General features: G+C 60.6%; 16 protein-coding genes. 11 read left to right on the top strand and 5 right to left on the bottom strand.

Translation table 11 applies throughout. The features are described from left to right. The first annotated feature begins 24 nt into the window (after positions 1-24). The 5 genes from ACM6I5_RS28985 to ACM6I5_RS28965 all read left to right on the top strand — a co-directional run bounded on the left by ACM6I5_RS28985 (position 25) and on the right by ACM6I5_RS28965 (position 4,158). Positions 25-1,050: an NAD(P)H-dependent glycerol-3-phosphate dehydrogenase gene (locus ACM6I5_RS28985; RefSeq protein ID WP_414885155.1), complete on the top strand. Its 1,026-nt coding sequence runs from the start codon at positions 25-27 to the stop codon at positions 1,048-1,050. A gap of 20 nt (positions 1,051-1,070) precedes the next feature. Continuing rightward, positions 1,071-1,418: a DUF4389 domain-containing protein gene (locus ACM6I5_RS28980; protein ID WP_017340160.1), complete on the top strand. Its 348-nt coding sequence runs from the start codon at positions 1,071-1,073 to the stop codon at positions 1,416-1,418. Next, the gene (sixA, locus tag ACM6I5_RS28975) at positions 1,415-1,867 is read left to right on the top strand and encodes a phosphohistidine phosphatase SixA (protein WP_017340159.1); all 453 of its coding nucleotides are present in this window, start codon (positions 1,415-1,417) and stop codon (positions 1,865-1,867) included. Before ACM6I5_RS28980 ends, sixA begins: the two co-directional genes overlap by 4 nt. A 146-nt stretch (positions 1,868-2,013) precedes the next feature. Continuing rightward, entirely contained in the window at positions 2,014-3,681 is a 1,668-nt protein-coding gene (locus tag ACM6I5_RS28970; RefSeq protein ID WP_017340158.1) for an AMP-binding protein, read from the top strand. 33 nt (positions 3,682-3,714) lie between these two features. After that, positions 3,715-4,158 carry a hotdog fold thioesterase gene (locus ACM6I5_RS28965; RefSeq protein WP_017340157.1) on the top strand — a complete coding sequence of 148 codons (444 nt, stop codon included), beginning with the start codon at positions 3,715-3,717 and terminating at the stop codon, positions 4,156-4,158. 30 nt (positions 4,159-4,188) lie between these two features. Here the strand turns inward: ACM6I5_RS28965 and ACM6I5_RS28960 are convergent, their stop codons facing one another. Then, a complete protein-coding gene (locus ACM6I5_RS28960; RefSeq protein WP_414885154.1) occupies positions 4,189-7,170 on the bottom strand; it encodes an RHS repeat-associated core domain-containing protein in 2,982 nt (993 codons plus the stop codon). 204 nt (positions 7,171-7,374) lie between these two features. Here ACM6I5_RS28960 and ACM6I5_RS28955 point away from each other — a divergent pair, with 204 nt between their 5' ends. The 5 genes from ACM6I5_RS28955 to ACM6I5_RS28935 all read left to right on the top strand — a co-directional run bounded on the left by ACM6I5_RS28955 (position 7,375) and on the right by ACM6I5_RS28935 (position 11,682). Then, positions 7,375-8,181 (top strand): alpha/beta fold hydrolase, encoded by an 807-nt coding sequence (locus ACM6I5_RS28955; protein ID WP_017340155.1) that lies wholly within the window; start codon positions 7,375-7,377, stop codon positions 8,179-8,181. Beyond that, positions 8,178-9,032 (top strand): alpha/beta hydrolase, encoded by an 855-nt coding sequence (locus ACM6I5_RS28950; RefSeq protein WP_017340154.1) that lies wholly within the window; start codon positions 8,178-8,180, stop codon positions 9,030-9,032. Before ACM6I5_RS28955 ends, ACM6I5_RS28950 begins: the two co-directional genes overlap by 4 nt. A gap of 50 nt (positions 9,033-9,082) precedes the next feature. After that, positions 9,083-9,742 carry a glutathione S-transferase family protein gene (locus ACM6I5_RS28945; RefSeq protein WP_414885153.1) on the top strand — a complete coding sequence of 220 codons (660 nt, stop codon included), beginning with the start codon at positions 9,083-9,085 and terminating at the stop codon, positions 9,740-9,742. A gap of 8 nt (positions 9,743-9,750) precedes the next feature. Beyond that, on the top strand, positions 9,751-10,557 hold the full coding sequence (locus ACM6I5_RS28940; protein ID WP_414879094.1) for a DUF4892 domain-containing protein: 807 nt from the start codon (positions 9,751-9,753) through the stop codon (positions 10,555-10,557). A gap of 69 nt (positions 10,558-10,626) precedes the next feature. Further along, on the top strand, positions 10,627-11,682 hold the full coding sequence (locus ACM6I5_RS28935) for an AI-2E family transporter (protein ID WP_017340151.1): 1,056 nt from the start codon (positions 10,627-10,629) through the stop codon (positions 11,680-11,682). Between the two features lie 134 nt (positions 11,683-11,816). On the opposite strand, the gene xopAW is transcribed toward ACM6I5_RS28935, so the two are convergent. The 3 genes from xopAW to ACM6I5_RS28920 all read right to left on the bottom strand — a co-directional run bounded on the left by xopAW (position 11,817) and on the right by ACM6I5_RS28920 (position 14,413). Beyond that, the gene (xopAW, locus tag ACM6I5_RS28930; protein ID WP_414885152.1) at positions 11,817-12,467 is read right to left on the bottom strand and encodes a XopAW family type III secretion system calcium-binding effector; all 651 of its coding nucleotides are present in this window, start codon (positions 12,465-12,467) and stop codon (positions 11,817-11,819) included. Between the two features lie 138 nt (positions 12,468-12,605). Further along, positions 12,606-13,655, bottom strand: a complete 1,050-nt coding sequence (locus tag ACM6I5_RS28925; RefSeq protein ID WP_414885151.1) for a sensor histidine kinase — start codon at positions 13,653-13,655, stop codon at positions 12,606-12,608. Continuing rightward, positions 13,655-14,413, bottom strand: coding sequence for a response regulator (locus tag ACM6I5_RS28920; RefSeq protein ID WP_017340148.1), 759 nt, complete (start codon positions 14,411-14,413; stop codon positions 13,655-13,657). Before ACM6I5_RS28920 ends, ACM6I5_RS28925 begins: the two co-directional genes overlap by 1 nt. A gap of 293 nt (positions 14,414-14,706) precedes the next feature. On the opposite strand from ACM6I5_RS28920, the gene pyrF reads away from it, so the two are divergent. Beyond that, complete coding sequence (pyrF, locus tag ACM6I5_RS28915; protein WP_414885150.1) at positions 14,707-15,405, top strand: orotidine-5'-phosphate decarboxylase; 699 nt, start codon at positions 14,707-14,709, stop codon at positions 15,403-15,405. A 139-nt stretch (positions 15,406-15,544) separates the two neighbouring features. Here pyrF and ACM6I5_RS28910 read toward each other — a convergent pair whose 3' ends face one another. Continuing rightward, the gene (locus ACM6I5_RS28910) at positions 15,545-16,549 is read right to left on the bottom strand and encodes an NADP-dependent oxidoreductase (RefSeq protein WP_017340146.1); all 1,005 of its coding nucleotides are present in this window, start codon (positions 16,547-16,549) and stop codon (positions 15,545-15,547) included. Positions 16,550-16,699: the final 150 nt, after the last annotated feature.

Genomic DNA, 16,699 nt, shown 5'->3' with positions numbered 1-16,699 from the left:
CTGGTATGGATTAACGGATTGCATATGACTGAACAGCGCCCGATTGCGGTCCTGGGAGGCGGAAGTTTTGGTACCGCCGTGGCTAACCTGCTGGCCGAGAACGGGCATCAGGTCCGGCAGTGGATGCGTGACCCTGAACAGGCAGAAGCCATTCGGGTCAATCGCGAAAACCCGCGTTACCTCAAAGGCATCAAGATTCTCCCCGGAGTGGAAGCGGTCACTGACCTGCAAGCCACGCTGGACGCTTGCGACCTGTGCTTCGTTGCACTGCCGTCCAGCGCACTGCGCTCGGTACTGGCCCCGCACGCCGAACGCTTGAGCGGCAAGCTGCTGGTCAGCCTGACCAAGGGCATCGAAGCCCACACGTTTAAACTGATGAGCGAGATCCTCGAAGAGATCGCCCCGCAAGCGCGCATCGGTGTGTTGTCCGGGCCGAACCTGGCCCGTGAAATCGCCGAGCACGCACTGACCGCCACTGTGGTCGCCAGCGAAGACGAAGAACTCTGCCAACGGGTTCAGGAAGCGCTGCACGGCCGCACCTTTCGCGTTTACGCCAGCGCCGATCGCTTCGGCGTGGAGTTGGGCGGGGCGCTGAAAAACGTCTACGCGATCATCGCCGGCATGGCGGTGGCGCTGGGCATGGGCGAAAACACCAAGAGCATGCTGATTACCCGGGCGCTGGCGGAAATGACCCGCTTTGCCGTGAATCAGGGTGCCAACCCGATGACGTTCCTGGGGCTCGCGGGCGTGGGCGATTTGATCGTGACCTGTTCGTCGCCGAAAAGCCGCAATTACCAGGTCGGATTCGCCCTTGGTCAAGGTTTGAGCCTGGAAGACGCGGTAACGCGCCTGGGCGAAGTCGCGGAAGGCGTGAATACCTTGAAAGTGCTCAAGGCCAAGGCCCAGGAAGTGGGCGTTTACATGCCGCTGGTCGCCGGGCTGCACGCGATTCTGTTCGAAGGGCGCACGCTGAATCAGGTGATTGAATTGTTGATGCGCGGCGAACCGAAAACCGACGTCGACTTTATTTCCACCAGTGGTTTCAACTGATTCATCAGGGAGAGCGAGACATGAACGAGCCGAAAACAGAAGCCCAATACGAATCCATCCTGCTGCGGGTGTTGTGGATGATTGTCTTCCTGCTGGTCTGGCAGGTGGCGCAATTCATCCTCGGCGCCGTGGTGCTGGTGCAACTGGTCTATCGTTTGTTTTATGGTGCCCCGAGCGCCAGCCTGATGAATTTCGGCGACAGCCTGAGCCAGTTCCTGGCGCAGATCGGTCGTTTCGGCACGTTCCACAGCGACCAGAAACCCTGGCCGTTCGCCGACTGGCCGACGCCGCGTACGCCGGAGGGTGAAGCGCCACACGTCGTGGCACCTGCGCCGCATCCGGCCCGAGATGAGGAACCCAAGCTATGAAACTCTGGGTATTGCGTCATGGTGAGGCCGAGCCACATGGCAAAGGTCCTGATTCCGAGCGGGCATTGACCGACCACGGTCGTAAAGAAGTGTTGCGCACCGCCGCCGAGTTGGCCGGCAAGCCGCTGACCGCGATCTATGCCAGTCCATACCTGCGAGCGCAGGAGACTGCAGAAATCGTGCGTACAGCGTTGAATTTCGCGCCGGAGATTCGCACCGTCGATTGGCTGACTCCCGATAGCCGCCCGCAAGCAGTGGCTGAACAGTTGGTGTCTGTAGATCACGCGCTGCTGGTCAGTCACAACCCGCTGGTAGGGAATTTGCTGGGCTATCTGCAACACGGTCATGTGCAAGATCCGGAAAGGGTTGCCACCGCCGGTCTCGCCGAGCTGGAAGGGGATTCGCCACAGGCCGGGGCGATGAAGCTCAACAGCATCAAGCACCCGTAGCGGCAGGCAGAAGAGGTTTCTGCGGCGAGGGAGCAAGCTCCCTCGGGATCGCGCCGTTTGTTTGTTTCTTTGTGTGAAATAGTCAACCAAGCAACCGCTTGGTTGACTACGCTTGCTCCAGAACAAAAAACACAGGAGCGAGTCGCATGTCTGCTGCTTTTCGTTTGCCGCTGGACGTTTTTTACGAACGTGAGGCCCGTCATCCCCGTCAGCGCTTTCTGGTTCAACCGGTGGGTGGAGGCCAGGTCGAAACCCTGACCTGGGAAGACGTCGGTCACCAGGCCCGTTGCGCCGCGCACTGGCTGCGCGCGCGGGAATTGCCGCAAGGCAGCCACATCGCCCTGATCTCGAAAAACTGTGCGCACTGGATCATCGCCGACCTGGCGATCTGGATGGCCGGGCACGTCTCGGTGCCGTTGTACCCGAACCTCACCGCCGAATCCGTCGCGCAAGTCCTCGAACACTCCGAAGCGGCGCTGGCGTTTATCGGCAAACTCGATGACTGGCCCGGCATGTCCCGCGGCGTCAGCCCCGACCTGCCGACCATCAGCCTGCCACTGCATCCGCCGGGCAGCTTCGATTTCAGCTGGGCCGACCTGCAAGCCTGTTCACCGATCCAGGACAACCCGACACCTGCCGCCGACCAGTTGGCGACCATCATTTACACCTCCGGCACCACCGGCATGCCCAAAGGCGTGATGCACAGCTTTGGCAATCTGGGCTTCGCCACCACCCGCGGCACGCAGTTGTTCGGCCTCAATGAGTCGGACCGGCTGCTGTCGTACCTGCCGCTGTGCCATGTGGCCGAGCGAATGTTCGTTGAACTGGCCTCAATCTATACCGGGCAAACCGTGTTCTTCGCCGAGAGCCTCGATACGTTTCTGACCGATTTGCGGCGCGCGCGGCCCACCGCGTTGTTCGGTGTGCCACGCATCTGGACCAAGTTCCAGATGGGCGTGTACAGCAAGATCCCGGCGAAACGCCTCGAGTTCCTGCTCGGACTACCCCTCATCGGCAAGCGGGTAGGGCACAAAGTGCTCGTGGGGCTTGGGCTGGACGCCTTGCGCGTCGCGCTGTCCGGCGCGGCACCGGTGCCGCAGACCTTGTTGCTGTGGTATCGAAAGCTCGGGCTGGACGTTCTGGAGGTGTACGGCATGACCGAAAGCTGCGGTTATTCCCACATCGGCCGGCCCGGCGAAAACAAGCCTGGCTGGATTGGCAAGCCTTGCCCGGAGGTTGAAGTGCGGATCGCCGAATCGGGCGAGGTCATGGTGCGCAGCGGCGCGACCATGCTCGGGTATTTCAAGGAACCGGAAAAAACCGCCGACACGATTACGGCGGACGGCTTCCTGCGGACCGGTGACAAGGGCGAGCAAGACGCCGAAGGCAACCTGCGCCTGACTGGACGGCTGAAGGAGATTTTCAAGACCAGCAAAGGCAAATACGTGGCCCCGGCACCGATTGAAAACCGCCTGGCAGTCCATTCACGGATCGAACAGGTGTGCGTGGTCGGCGACGGTTTGAGTGCGCCGCTGGGACTGTGCGTGCTCTCGGCGATGGGGCAGCAGGACGCGGACGGAAGCGCGCGCGCCGGTCTGCATTCAAGCCTGGAAAAACTGCTGGAGGAGGTCAACCACGCGCTCGACAAGCATGAGCGCCTGCACCGTCTTGTGATCGTCAAAGACAGCTGGGGCGTGGAAAACGGCTTCCTGACGCCAACCCTGAAGATCAAACGCAACGTGATCGAAGCGGCTTACGGTACCCGGTTCGAAGAATGGAGCGAGCGCAGCGAAGCGGTGCTGTGGCAGGATTGAACCACCAATAAAACCAACAAAAGGATGTCAGCAATGAGTTTGTGGCGTACCACTCCCAACATCGAGCAGTTGAACGCAATCCAGAAAAACACCATTGGCGAAGTGCTGGATATCCGCTTCGAAGCCTTCGATGAAGAGTCGCTGACGGCGAGCATGGTCATCGACCACCGTACCCACCAGCCTTACGGCCTGCTGCACGGCGGGGCCTCGGTGGTGCTGGCTGAAACCGTCGGCTCCATGGCCAGCTATCTATGCATCGACGCGAGCAAGTTTTACTGCGTGGGCCTGGAAATCAACGCCAACCATTTGCGTGGGCTGCGCAGCGGGCGGGTGACTGCGGTGGCCAAGCCGATTCACATCGGGCGCACCACGCATGTCTGGGATATACGGCTGACCAGCGATGAGGGCAAGGCCAGTTGTGTGTCGCGGTTGACCATGGCGGTGGTGGCGTTGGGGGACACGCCGCCAGGAAAATAACCTGCGGATCCACACGGGATGGGCTGGTCATTAACTCGACGAGCCTCTGTGTCTGATCGTCATGGGAATGTCATGGCCGTTGGGCAGATCGGGATGGTAGCTCTCACCGATCGCCGGGGTGAAGTTGTCCAGAGTGAAGTCACCGTCACCAATTTGGAACAGTTCAGCGGTGCCGCGCTGCACATGCTGACCTAGCAATGTTCGAACGGTGGTATACGCGCTCAAGGTGCTCTGCAACCCCATAGTGAGGTTGGGGTTCGTTATAGAATCAGTCAGCGGTGATGATAAGTACGTCAGCGAAGCTGTAACACTCGTTGCGGCTGTACGGGTAAAGAGTCCGTACATCAACTCCCAAAGCCTTGGCACTTGCAGTCGATTTGTTCCCCGGGTATAGGTTCCGCCCAAAAACGCATTGATTGTGATGGTGGAAGCTGCGTCGATACCTTCGACGGTAGCACTGATGAACAGTCCTACCACGGCCGACGTTTCGGCTCGAGCTGCTCCTGTGCCGAACAGTGCGGATCCATAAACCAATGCACGGAAAAACGCGCTAAGTGCGGAGGGTGGCAACGTCACTCTCGGGCCCAGTTCCGCGTTCGTTCTCTGGGCAGCCTCTCTCGTGAGGTTCCCCGATGCAGAAGTAATGAAAGCGATTGCGGTCGTGTTCAATTCGCCCGGATCACTCCAATATGCATAAAGAGGGATAGCGCCTCCAAACACTGCTCCCACCAACCCTCCCAGGCCTGCTGCCACCCGTTGAGTGGTTCGATTGTTTGTGTAACGGGACGCCATTTGGCTTCCTGCCCCCATCCCCATGGATCCCCAAGCCATCGCTCCTACACCGGTGCCCAGCACCGTCATGGCGAGGTTGACACCAGGATCGACACTTCGGCCATCCGAGCCCTCCGTTTCACTGCTCGCCAATTCAGCAATTCCCATTGCCGTTCCCCATCGAACAAAACCGCCAACAAGAGAGGCTGAAAAATCTCGTCCGAACGATGCCGCTGCTGCGCCGGTCACCTGATTTGACGTGATCAATCCTTGAAGATCGACGTGCCCCACCGGATTGCCATGGACCATGGCGAACAGGTTCAACCCATCGACGACACCACTCGGATCCGCATTCAGCCACCGCTGGCACCACGGCACGTAATACCGATACCCGTAGTAATACAGCCCTGTGGCATCCCGTTGCTGCCCCGAATAACGAATCGTTTTATAACTGGCTTCCAGCTTGTTCCTCCCGGCCCACCAGCAGGTTCCGCCGAAGGGATAGTAGCTTTCCCATGCAATCAGTCTGGCGGCTCCATCCACCTCGACGGTGCTGGAGTTCAAATGATCGGTGAAATTGTAGCGATGCTGATGCTGGGGAATATCTGATGCTGGTCGTTTCTCCCAATGAAGCACCTGCACCGTGCCGCGCCCGGCCTTGACCGTGATGACGTGGAGAATTTCGTCAGGGGACGTACGAATTTCCAGACCCGGCAGGTAGCGGGTTTCGTGCGTACGGGTCAATGTGCCGGTGTAGGCTTGGCGGATTTTGCGCAGGCGTTGGCCGCTGCCGTCGTAGAGGTAAAACTCGATGTCGTCTGGCTCATCCTCACGCACCACCTGGTCTACCTGGCGCAACCGATTGCCCGGATCCCAACGCAGACCTTGTCCCGGTTGAAGACTGGTGCGGTTGCCGTTGACGTCATAACCGGCGGCAATCTCGTTCTCGTCGGGCAGCTCGCCATTGGCTTTTTGCGGCAGATTGCGATTATTGGAACGGGCGATGGCCGTGCGTTCGGTACGGTTTCCACTGTCCGCCTGATGCTGCATGACCTCCAGGTTGCCGGCCTTGTCGTAGGAGTAGAGGCGTGTGTAGTTTTCCAGTTGCCCCGGATCCGGAACGGGCTGGAAGGCCGGTAATTGCGGCCCGCCTGGGGCGTTGCGAAGCTGCCGGCCGCTGGCTTCTATCAGTCGATAGAGACTGTCGTAGCGGTAGCGATCAGTGGGTTCGATTCGCTGGTTGCGGTGATAGTGAATCAGATTGGCAGCATCCGTCAGACAAACAATATTGCCCACCGCGTCATACTCGTAGGTCACCTGTTGCAGGGCTGACTGGCCCTCCACGTATGCTTTCAGCCGGTCAAGTCGGCCATCTTCGTGCCGAAACGTCGCGCACGAAATGACACCGTTTCCTGCGCGTTGGTGTTCGACCAGGCCGAAGGCGTTGTACTGGATGTCACTGACCAGCGTATTTTCTTTGGTCTGCCCGGTCAGCGTGAGGCGGATTTCCTTCAGCTCGCCGGCGCAGTTCTGACTGGATGCCTGAACATTGCCTTTCGCATCGGTCTGCCTGACCGGCTCGCCTGCCGCATTGCAGTGAATGCGGGTGACAGCGGATTCATCCTCAAGAAAAGCATCGCACTCGTCCTCGGTTTCGGGCCAGTCCACGGACCATAGCGGATCGTCGACAAACGTACGGCTGTGTACCAGCGGCGTGCCGGCGAGGCCGAATTCAATGAAGCGCAAAGAACCTGCGGTGTCGTCCTGTCGAATCAACTGACCGCGCCGGTTATGTGATTCATCGGCGCTGTTGTCGGCATAGGCATACCTCGCGATGCAACGTTGTGGTCCACCGTGGGCGCTTTCAAATGCGGCGATTGGCCGACGTTGCCCGTCGTAACGCACCTGGCTTTGACTGAGCTTCTGATCCCAACCCTCAACGCCTTGCCCATCTTCGCCGAGCAATCCCAGACGCCATCCAGCATCACCGTTTTCGGACAGCAGCACGGCCCCCGACAAACTGACCACATTGAGTTGATTGGCTGCCGACCGGCCTTCCAGGTGCAAGAGAAACAGCCGTGGATCGCGGCTTAGTACTGCACGCCCGGCAACGCTGTGGATCTGCTGGGTGATGCAGCTTTCCGGCGCTTGCGCACCGTCGCGCCGGTGATACGCCACTTCGCGCACGCCCAGTCTCCGAGCGTCGATCACTTCGATGGCGGGTGTGTTTGCATGAGTCATGGCGGGCGTTGTCTGAGGTTTGGCGATTCCGTTTTTATCCTCGTCATGGGGCCCGATAGTCAACTGTCAGAAATAACAGGTACAGGCAAGAACAGGGGTTATAGGCATGGCGCGACTGTCATCATTCCTGGCAGTTACAGTCATTGCGGATCCCGGCGGGCTTGCGGACAATCGAGCTCTGTTTTCGTTGATGGATCGGCCGGTATGTCGCAGCAGATATTTTTCGCCCACGCCAATGGCTTTCCCTCGGGAACCTACGGCAAGTTGTTCACGGCGTTGGCGCCTGAGTATCAGGTCGCGCACTTGCAGCAGCACGCCCACGACCCGCGTTTCCCGGCGGACGACAACTGGAGCAACCTGGTGGACGAGCTGATTCATCACCTGGAGCAGCAGCCGGAACCGGTGTGGGGGGTGGGCCATTCCTTTGGTGGCGTGCTGCACCTGCACGCGGCGTTGCGTTGCCCCGAACTGTATCGTGGCGTGGTGATGCTCGATTCGCCGGTGCTGACCCGTGCCGATCAATGGGTCATCCGTGCCGCCAAGCGCTTCGGTTTTATCGACCGCCTGACCCCGGCCGGTCGGACGTTGGGGCGGCGGGAAGAGTTCACCGATCTGGAAGCTGCCCGATTGTATTTCGCTGGAAAAACCCTGTTTCGCAGCTTCGACCCGGAATGTTTCGACGCTTACCTGCAACACGGTCTGCACAAGGTTGGCGACAAACTGCGCCTGCGTTTCGACCCTGCCACGGAAATCAGCATCTACCGTGGCGTGCCCCACACCAGCCCCGGCCGGGCACGGCAGCTGAAAGTGCCACTGGCGGTGGTGCGTGGCCACAAGAGTCGGGTTGTGATGCGCCATCACGCCAGTTCCGTCGGGCGCATGCCGTTGGGCGAATCCCTGACCATGCCCGGCGGGCACATGTTTCCCCTCGAACGCCCACAGGACACCGCCACGCTGCTGAAAAACCTGTTCAGCCGCTGGGAAGGTCGCCGGCAGCAGGATCACGCATGAGTCATGTCGTTGAAGAAGTCCGCCTGAGCCTGCCGCACATCGAGCTGGCAGCGCACCTGTTTGGCCCCGAAGACGGCTTGCCGGTGATTGCCTTGCACGGCTGGCTGGACAACGCCAACAGCTTTGCCCGGTTGGCGCCGAAGCTCAAAGGGCTGCGCATCATTGCGCTGGACATGGCCGGTCACGGTCATTCCGGGCATCGGCCGCCCGGCGCCGGTTATGCAATGTGGGACTACGCCCACGACGTGCTGCAAGTCGCCGAACAGCTTGGCTTGAAGCGTTTTGCGCTGATGGGGCACTCCATGGGCGCGATCGCTTCGTTGATCATCGCCGGTTCGCTACCGGAACGTGTCACCCATCTGGCCTTGATAGACGGCATCATTCCTCCTACAGACAAAGGCGAAAATGCAGCCGAGCGCATGGGCATGGCCCTGCAAGCGCAACTGGATCTGCGGGAAAAACGCAAACCGGTCTACAACACCCTCGACCGCGCCATCGAAGCGCGCATGAAAGGGCTGGTCGCCGTCAGCCGCGAAGCCGCCGAACTGCTGGCCCAGCGTGGCTTGATGCCAGTGCCGGGCGGCTACACCTGGCGGACCGACAACCGTCTGACGCTGCCGTCGCCGCTGCGTCTGACCACTGAACAGGCCATGGCCTTCGTCCAGCGGGTCAGCTGTCCTGCGCTGCTGGTCGTCGCGGGTGACGGCATGCTCGCCAAACATCCCGAGCTGCTGGAGCGTCTACCCTTTAGCCATGAACAGCTGCCTGGCGGTCATCATTTGCACCTGAATGACGAATCCGGTGCCGACCTTGTCGCAGACTGTTTCAATCGGTTCTTCGCCGTTCCTTGACTTGCGCCGGGCAACTGTCGAGGCTGGGCGGGTTGAAATGGGAGACAACCATGATAGATCTCTACACCGCTGCGACCCCGAATGGCCACAAGGTCTCTATCGTGCTCGAGGAACTCGGCCTGCCCTACACGGTGCACGCCTTGAGTTTCGACAAGAAGGAACAGAAGTCCGCGGACTTCCTCAAGATCAACCCCAATGGGCGCATCCCGGCGATTGTCGACCGCGCCAACGGCGATTTTGCCGTGTTCGAATCCGGCGCGATCCTGATCTACCTCGCTGAAATGACCGGCAAACTGCTGCCTCTGGACCCCAAGGGGCGTTCGGTGGTGATGCAGTGGCTGATGTTCCAGATGGGGGGAATCGGCCCGATGCAGGGTCAGGCCAACGTGTTTTTCCGTTACTTTCCGGAGAAACTCCAGGGCGCCATCGACCGCTATCAGCATGAAACCCGTCGCCTGTATGAAGTGCTCGACACGCGCCTGCAAGACTCGGAATTTCTGGCTGGTGATTACAGCATTGCCGACATCGCCACTTATCCATGGGTGCGCGGCCACGAGTGGTCAGGTGTCGCCGTGGACGGCTTGACGGCCCTGCAGGGCTGGATGGCGACTATGGAAGCGCGTCCGGCGGTGCAGCGAGGTTTGCTCGTTCCCGAACGCATCGACGATGCCAGCGTCATCAAGGGTGCCCAGGCCATGCTGATCCGATGAGTTTATCCATGCGTTCAATCAGTCTGCTGGCGCTGTGTTGTTTCAGTCCTCTGGTGTTTGCCGCCGATGTGCCGGGCAGTCAGGACCTGCCGATCGTGCCGCGGGTGACCGATTCGCAGATCGTCGACTATCGCCCGGCGGTCGAACTCGAGCGGATCTATCCGCTCGGTTCAATCCGCAAGATCAGCGGCCAGCTGCGTTTCGACGGCCAGGTCAGCGCCCGCGGGCAAACCACTTCGGTGACCTACGAGTTGCCACCGGAGCATTCGTCAATCGAAGCGTTTACCGTCGCTCGCGAAGCCTTGCAGAAGCAGGACGCGCAGTTGCTGTTCTGGTGCCAGGCCCGTGATTGCGGTGAAAGCAGCCTGTGGGCCAATGAAGTCTTCGGCAATGCCAAGCTCTATGGCGCTGATGATCAGCAGGCCTATCTGCTGTTGCGGTTGGCCGCGCCAAAGGACAACACCCTCGTGGCGCTGTACAGCATCACTCGCGGCAATCGCAAAGCCTATCTGCACGTCGAACAGTTCGACGCGGCTGCACCGCTGGGCGATCTGCTGCCAACCTCCGCAACGTTGTTGCGAGAGCTCAAAAGCACTGGTGAACTCGACTTTCCGAAATTGACCGATGCGCCTGACGAGACCTGGCTGCGCTTGCTCTCGCGCGGCCTGAACCTGGACACGACCCTGCGGGTCAGCGTTTCCGGACCCAATGCCGAAGCCTGGCGTCAGGCATTGATGAGCCAGGGCGTACGGTCGGCGCGAATGGAGACGGGCAGCGTCGAAGGCTCTGGCTTGCACATCGAGCTGTTGCGATAAGTTGTATCAGGCGAACGCGCTGGCCGCGTTCGCCTATTCTTTTGCGAACTGACATTTTTCGAGATTCGGATGATCAATAACGATCGGCTGTTGGTGCAGATCCTGCTCCTGGTGCTGTTTGGCGCGAGCCTCTGGGTGATGGCCCCGTTCTGGTCGGCCATGTTCTGGGGCGCGGTGCTGGCGTTCGCCAGTTGGCCGCTGATGCGTTTGCTGACCCATTGGCTCAAAGGTCGCGAATCCCTGGCGGCGGCATTGCTGACCCTGGGCTGGATGTTGGTGGTGGCGTTGCCGCTGGTGTGGCTGGGTTTCAACCTGGCAGACCATGTGCGAGACGCCACGGCGTTCATCAAGGATGTGCAAATGGATGGCTTGCCCGAGGCTCCGACCTGGCTGGGCAGTATTCCTCTTGTAGGCGAACGGCTGGTGGCGATCTGGAACAGCATCGATCAGCAAGGCGCGGCAATGATGGTGGCGCTCAAACCTTATCTGGGGCAGGTCGGTAACTGGCTGCTGGCGCGCAGTGCACAGATTGGCGGCGGCATACTCGAGCTGACGCTGAGCATTGTGTTCGTGTTCTTTTTCTACCGGGACGGGCCGCGACTGGCGGCGTTTGTCCACAGCCTGCTGCAGCGGTTGATCGGGGATCGCGCCGGTTACTACATCGAATTGGTGGCGGGTACGGTGCAGCGGGTGGTGAACGGTGTGATCGGGACGGCGGCTGCCCAGGCGGTGCTGGCGTTGATCGGCTTCCTGATTGCCGGAGTGCCTGGCGCGCTGGTGCTTGGCATTGTCACCTTCATGCTCAGCCTGATTCCCATGGGGCCGCCGTTGGTGTGGATACCGGCGACCGCCTGGCTGGCCTGGAAGGGTGAGTACGGGATGGCAGTATTCCTCGGGATCTGGGGCACCTTCATCATCAGCGGGGTCGACAATGTGCTCAAGCCTTACCTGATCAGTCGCGGCGGGAATTTGCCGTTGGTGATCGTGCTGTTGGGGGTGTTTGGCGGGTTGATCGCTTTTGGCTTCATCGGCCTGTTTATCGGGCCGACGTTGTTGGCCGTGGCGTATAGCCTGTTGACCGACTGGAGCAAGAGTCAGGCGCGGGTGGAAGATCGCCGTCCTTAAGCCTTAAGCCTTAAGCCTTGAGTCGAGGCGAATGGCCCCTTCGCGGGCAAGCCCGCTTCCGCAAGGATCGAGGTGAACACATCATCTGTGAGCACTACGAAATCTGAGGGAGCGGGCCCGCGAAGCTTTTGACTTTAAGTCGCCACGTTCAGGTACTTGCCCACCGTCGCCACCTTGTCGAGCGAGTACTGCTTGCTCAGGTTGGCGATCATTTTGTTCAGCGCTTCCGTCACGTTCGCCTGATCGGTGGAGCTGTCGCCATTCTTCTCGCGACCGGCCTGCAAGGCAGCGTTTAATTCGTCGCTGCTGACGCCGCCACTGCTGTCGCTATCCAAGACCTTGAACAACGCAGCACTGGTGTCGGTGCTTGTCGATGAGGTGCTGTCGCTGGCCTGCAACGCGCTGCTCAGTTCGTCACCGCTGATGGCGCCGTCGCCATCGGCGTCCAGAGCACTGACCAGCGCATCGGCCAGTTCGGTGGCCGGTGCCTGATCACGCGGCGGTGGCGGAGGAGGCGCCATCGCGGCTATTTCTTCGTTGCTCAGGCTGCCGCTGTCGTCACTGTCCAGGTCGGCGAAGTTTTTACTCAGGCTGACCAGCAAACCATCATCGGACTTCTCCGACAGGGCGCTTTTGAGCTCGTCCTGATCCACCGAGCCATCGCTGTTGGTGTCGAGTTTGGCGAGCAGTTCTTTCTGGAATTGCTGGCTGCGGGCGCTGCTGGTGGTGGTGGTGGTGCTGGCGGTGCTGTTATAGCTCGTGTAGTTGCTGACGCTACCGATCATTGGGCTCACTCCCTGGAATGGAAAGCCGGCGGGTGCACCGGCTTATGCAGCCTCAAGGAGCAAGTTGTCGTGGGTATGTGGAGTTTGTACCGAGTGCTACACACAGGTCTGCGGCCAGACACAGACCCTGTGTCTGGCTCAGGTGCGAGGCAGACGGATAACCGCGGTCAAACCGCCACCTCGGGTTTCTTCCAGCGTCAATTGCCCACCCAGCCGTTCAGCCGCCTCGCGCGCAATGGTCATCCCCAGCCCGACACCACCGGAGTTGCGATTACGCGAACCTTCGAGGCGAAAGAAAGGTTCAAACACGGCTTCGCGTTTATCCGCGGCGATCCCCGGTCCATGGTCGATAACCCGAATCACCAGGTGTTCGCGATGGTCTTCAAGCGCGATCTGCGCCTGCCCGGCATAACGCAGGGCGTTGTCCAGCAAGTTGTTGATGCACGAGCGCAGGGCCATCGGCTGGACCTGCAACGGTGCGCAGTGGCCGTTGGCCTGGACATCAGAACCCTGGTCCTGGGCATTTTCGCTCAGGGATTCGACCAGCGCCTGCACGTCCATCCATTGCGGGGCCTCGCTGGTGCGCTGTTCGTGCAGGTAGGTGAGGGTGGCGTCGAGCATGCTGATCATGTCGTCCAGATCCTGGCGCATTTGACCTTGCAGTTTGTTGTCGTCGATCTGTTCCAGCCGCAGCTTGAGCCGGGACAGCGGCGTGCGCAGGTCATGGGAGACCGCGCCGAGCATCCGCGAACGCTGCTGCATCTGTTCGATGATGCGTTTTTGCATCAGGTTGAAGGTGTAGGCCGCCTGCCGGGATTCCCGTGGGCCGGACTCGTCCAGCGGTGGGCTGTCGAGGTTTTCGCTCAGGCGCTCGGCGGCGTCGCTCAGGCGCTGGATCGGCCGACTCAGCAGTTTTGCGCCGTACCAGGCCGCAATGATCAGCGAAATCAGCTGGAATGTAAGTGGCACCAGCGGCCCGCCGAACCAGGGCCGCGGTGGCCGCTTGTCGAATCGCGGGTCCATCGGCGGGCGTTGTCCGTCAAGACCTTGGGAGAACTCCGGCGGTGGCGGCGGCGGAGGTGGGCCGTAATGATGAAACCAGGCAAACGCGAGCAGATGCGCCAGGATAATCGCCACCAGCAGCACGCCAAACAGGCGGCCGAACAGCGTATCGAAGCGCGCACGCATCAGCCGATGTCTCGGGCGTCGAACAGGTAACCCTCACCGCGAACGGTCTTGATCAACTGCGGGGCTTTCGGGTCGTCCCCGAGTTTCTGGCGCAGACGCGAGACCAGCAGGTCGATGCTGCGATCAAAGGCTTCGATCGAGCGACCACGCGCTGCATCCAGCAACTGTTCGCGACTGAGCACCCGGCGCGGCCGTTCGATGAACACCCACAGCAAGCGGAATTCGGCGTTGGACAGCGGAACCACCAGGCCATCCGCCGCGATCAATTGGCGCAGGACGCTGTTCAGGCGCCAGTTGTCGAAGCGAACGTTCGCACGCTGTTCGGTGCGGTCGTCGCGCACTCGCCGCAGAATGGTCTGAATCCGCGCGACCAGTTCTCGGGGTTCGAACGGCTTGGCCATGTAGTCGTCGGCGCCGAGTTCCAGGCCGATGATCCGGTCGGTGGGTTCGCAGCGTGCGGTGAGCATCAGGATCGGGATGTCCGATTCGGCGCGCAGCCAGCGGCACAGTGACAGACCGTCTTCACCGGGCAGCATCAGGTCAAGCACCACCACGTCGAAATGCTCGGCTTGCAGCGCCAGACGCATGGCGGCGCCATCGGTGACGCCGCTGGCGTGGATGTTGAACCGGGCCAGGTAGTCGATCATCAGTTCGCGGATCGGGACGTCATCGTCGACGATCAGCGCGCGAATGCTCCAGCGCTTGTCGTCGCCGGGCGCTTTTTGATCGTCGTTCAAGGGGGCTTGGGTGCTGTGCATGCGTGCGTTCATCTGCCAGGTAGGCTGCCAACCACAAAGATAGGCTGCGAGGTTGTGGCTTCAGCATAGGCGTCCGGCCCTGAGGCGGGAAGTGCTGTAAGGACGTGTTGCGGCTGCCGAGGGTAGCGGACAAGGGTGTTGCGGGCGTGTCGTGTGTGTATCGGTCTCGACACAATCGGCGAACGGGCTAGTCTTGGCTGAGCGCCGACGACGATTTACCGATCATCGGGTCCCGCAGCCGCGCTGGTTCCGCTACAATGCGCGCCGATTTCGTCCTGCCTGAGAGCCCGCACATGTCCGTCTGCCAGACTCCTATCATCGTCGCCCTGGATTTCCCCACCCGTGACGCCGCACTGAAGCTGGCCGATCAGTTGGACCCGAAACTGTGCCGGGTCAAAGTCGGCAAGGAACTGTTCACCAGCTGCGCGTCGGAAATCGTCGGCACCTTGCGCGACAAGGGTTTCGAAGTGTTCCTCGACCTCAAGTTCCACGACATCCCGAACACCACCGCCATGGCGGTAAAGGCGGCGGCGGAAATGGGCGTGTGGATGGTCAACGTCCATTGCTCCGGCGGTCTGCGCATGATGGCTGCCTGCCGTGAAGTGCTGGAGCAGCGCAGCGGCCCGAAACCGCTGCTGATCGGCGTGACCGTGCTGACCAGCATGGAGCGTGAAGACCTGGCAGGCATTGGTCTGGACATCGAACCGCAGGAGCAGGTGCTGCGCCTGGCGGCACTCGCGGAAAAAGCCGGGATGGACGGTCTGGTGTGCTCGGCACTGGAAGCCCAGGCCTTGAAATCGGCTCACCCGTCGTTGCAACTGGTGACCCCGGGGATTCGTCCGGCGGGCAGCGCCCAGGACGATCAACGCCGCATCCTGACCCCGCGTCAGGCGCTGGATGCCGGTTCCGATTACCTGGTGATCGGCCGTCCGATCAGCCAGGCGGCGGATCCGGCCAAGGCGTTGGCAGACGTAGTGGCCGAAATCGCCTGACCAAACGCTGAAGATCCCATGTGGGAGCGAGCCTGCTCGCGATGAGGGAGTATCAGTCGACATCAATGTTGTCTGATATAGCGCTATCGCCGAGCCGGTCTCGCTCCCACATTTTTTTGTGGACACTTCGGTAACTGCGTTAAACCTTCAGCACCAACTTCCCGAAGTTCTCTCCGCTGAACAATTTCATCAGCGTCTCCGGGAACGTCTCCAGCCCTTCAACAATGTCTTCCTTGCTCTTGAGCTGCCCCTTGGCCATCCAGCCGGCCATTTCCTGTCCGGCAGCGGCGAACTGCGCGGCATAGTCCATCACCACAAAGCCCTCCATCCGTGCGCGGTTCACCAACAGCGACAGGTAGTTGGCGGGCCCTTTGACCGCTTCCTTGTTGTTGTACTGGCTGATGGCGCCGCAAATCACCACCCGTGCCTTCATGTTCAGGCGACTCAGCACCGCATCGAGGATATCGCCGCCGACGTTATCGAAATAAACGTCGACGCCTTTCGGGCATTCACGCTTGAGGCCGGCGACGACATCTTCGTTCTTGTAATCGATGGCGCCGTCAAAACCCAGTTCGTCGATGAGGAACTTGCACTTGTCCGCGCCGCCCGCGATGCCGATCACACGGCAACCTTTGATCTTGGCAATTTGCCCGGCAATACTGCCCACCGCCCCGGCCGCACCGGACAGCACCACCGTGTCGCCTTCTTTTGGCGCACCGACATCGAGCAGGGCAAAGTAGGCGGTCATCCCGGTCATGCCCAGTGCGGACAGATAAACCGGGAGCGGTGCCAGTTTCGGATCGACCTTGTAGAAACCGCGCGGCTCGCCAAGGAAATAATCCTGCACCCCCAGGGCGCCATTGACATAGTCACCGACCGCAAAACCTGGATTGTTCGACGCCACGACTTTGCCTACGCCCAATGCGCGCATGACCTCGCCGATACCAACCGGCGGAATGTAGGACTTGCCTTCGTTCATCCAGCCACGCATGGCCGGGTCCAGGGACAAATATTCGTTTTTGACCAGGATCTGACCCGCGGCCGGCTCTCCGACCGGTACTTCCTGATAGGTGAACGTCTCGCGGGTAGCCGCGCCCACCGGACGTTTGGCAAGCAGGAACTGGCGATTGGTCTGGGTAGTCATGACAGGCACTCAAGATGAATGAAGTCTTGTTGATAGACCTTCATGGACCGCCCCGCAAGTTTGGCTGATGCGGCGAATGCACATCGATCCAGTGCAGTGATAGTCAGTGTGGCGGTTCTATCACTGCAACTCATGGGCGCCCAACCGGCC

Source organism: Pseudomonas sp. IT-P171 (assembly GCF_949767765.1).
Taxonomy (GTDB): Bacteria; Pseudomonadota; Gammaproteobacteria; order Pseudomonadales; family Pseudomonadaceae; genus Aquipseudomonas; species Aquipseudomonas fluorescens_B.
Note: the sequence above shows the minus strand (reverse complement) of the source record. Positions and strands in the feature narration are given on the sequence as shown.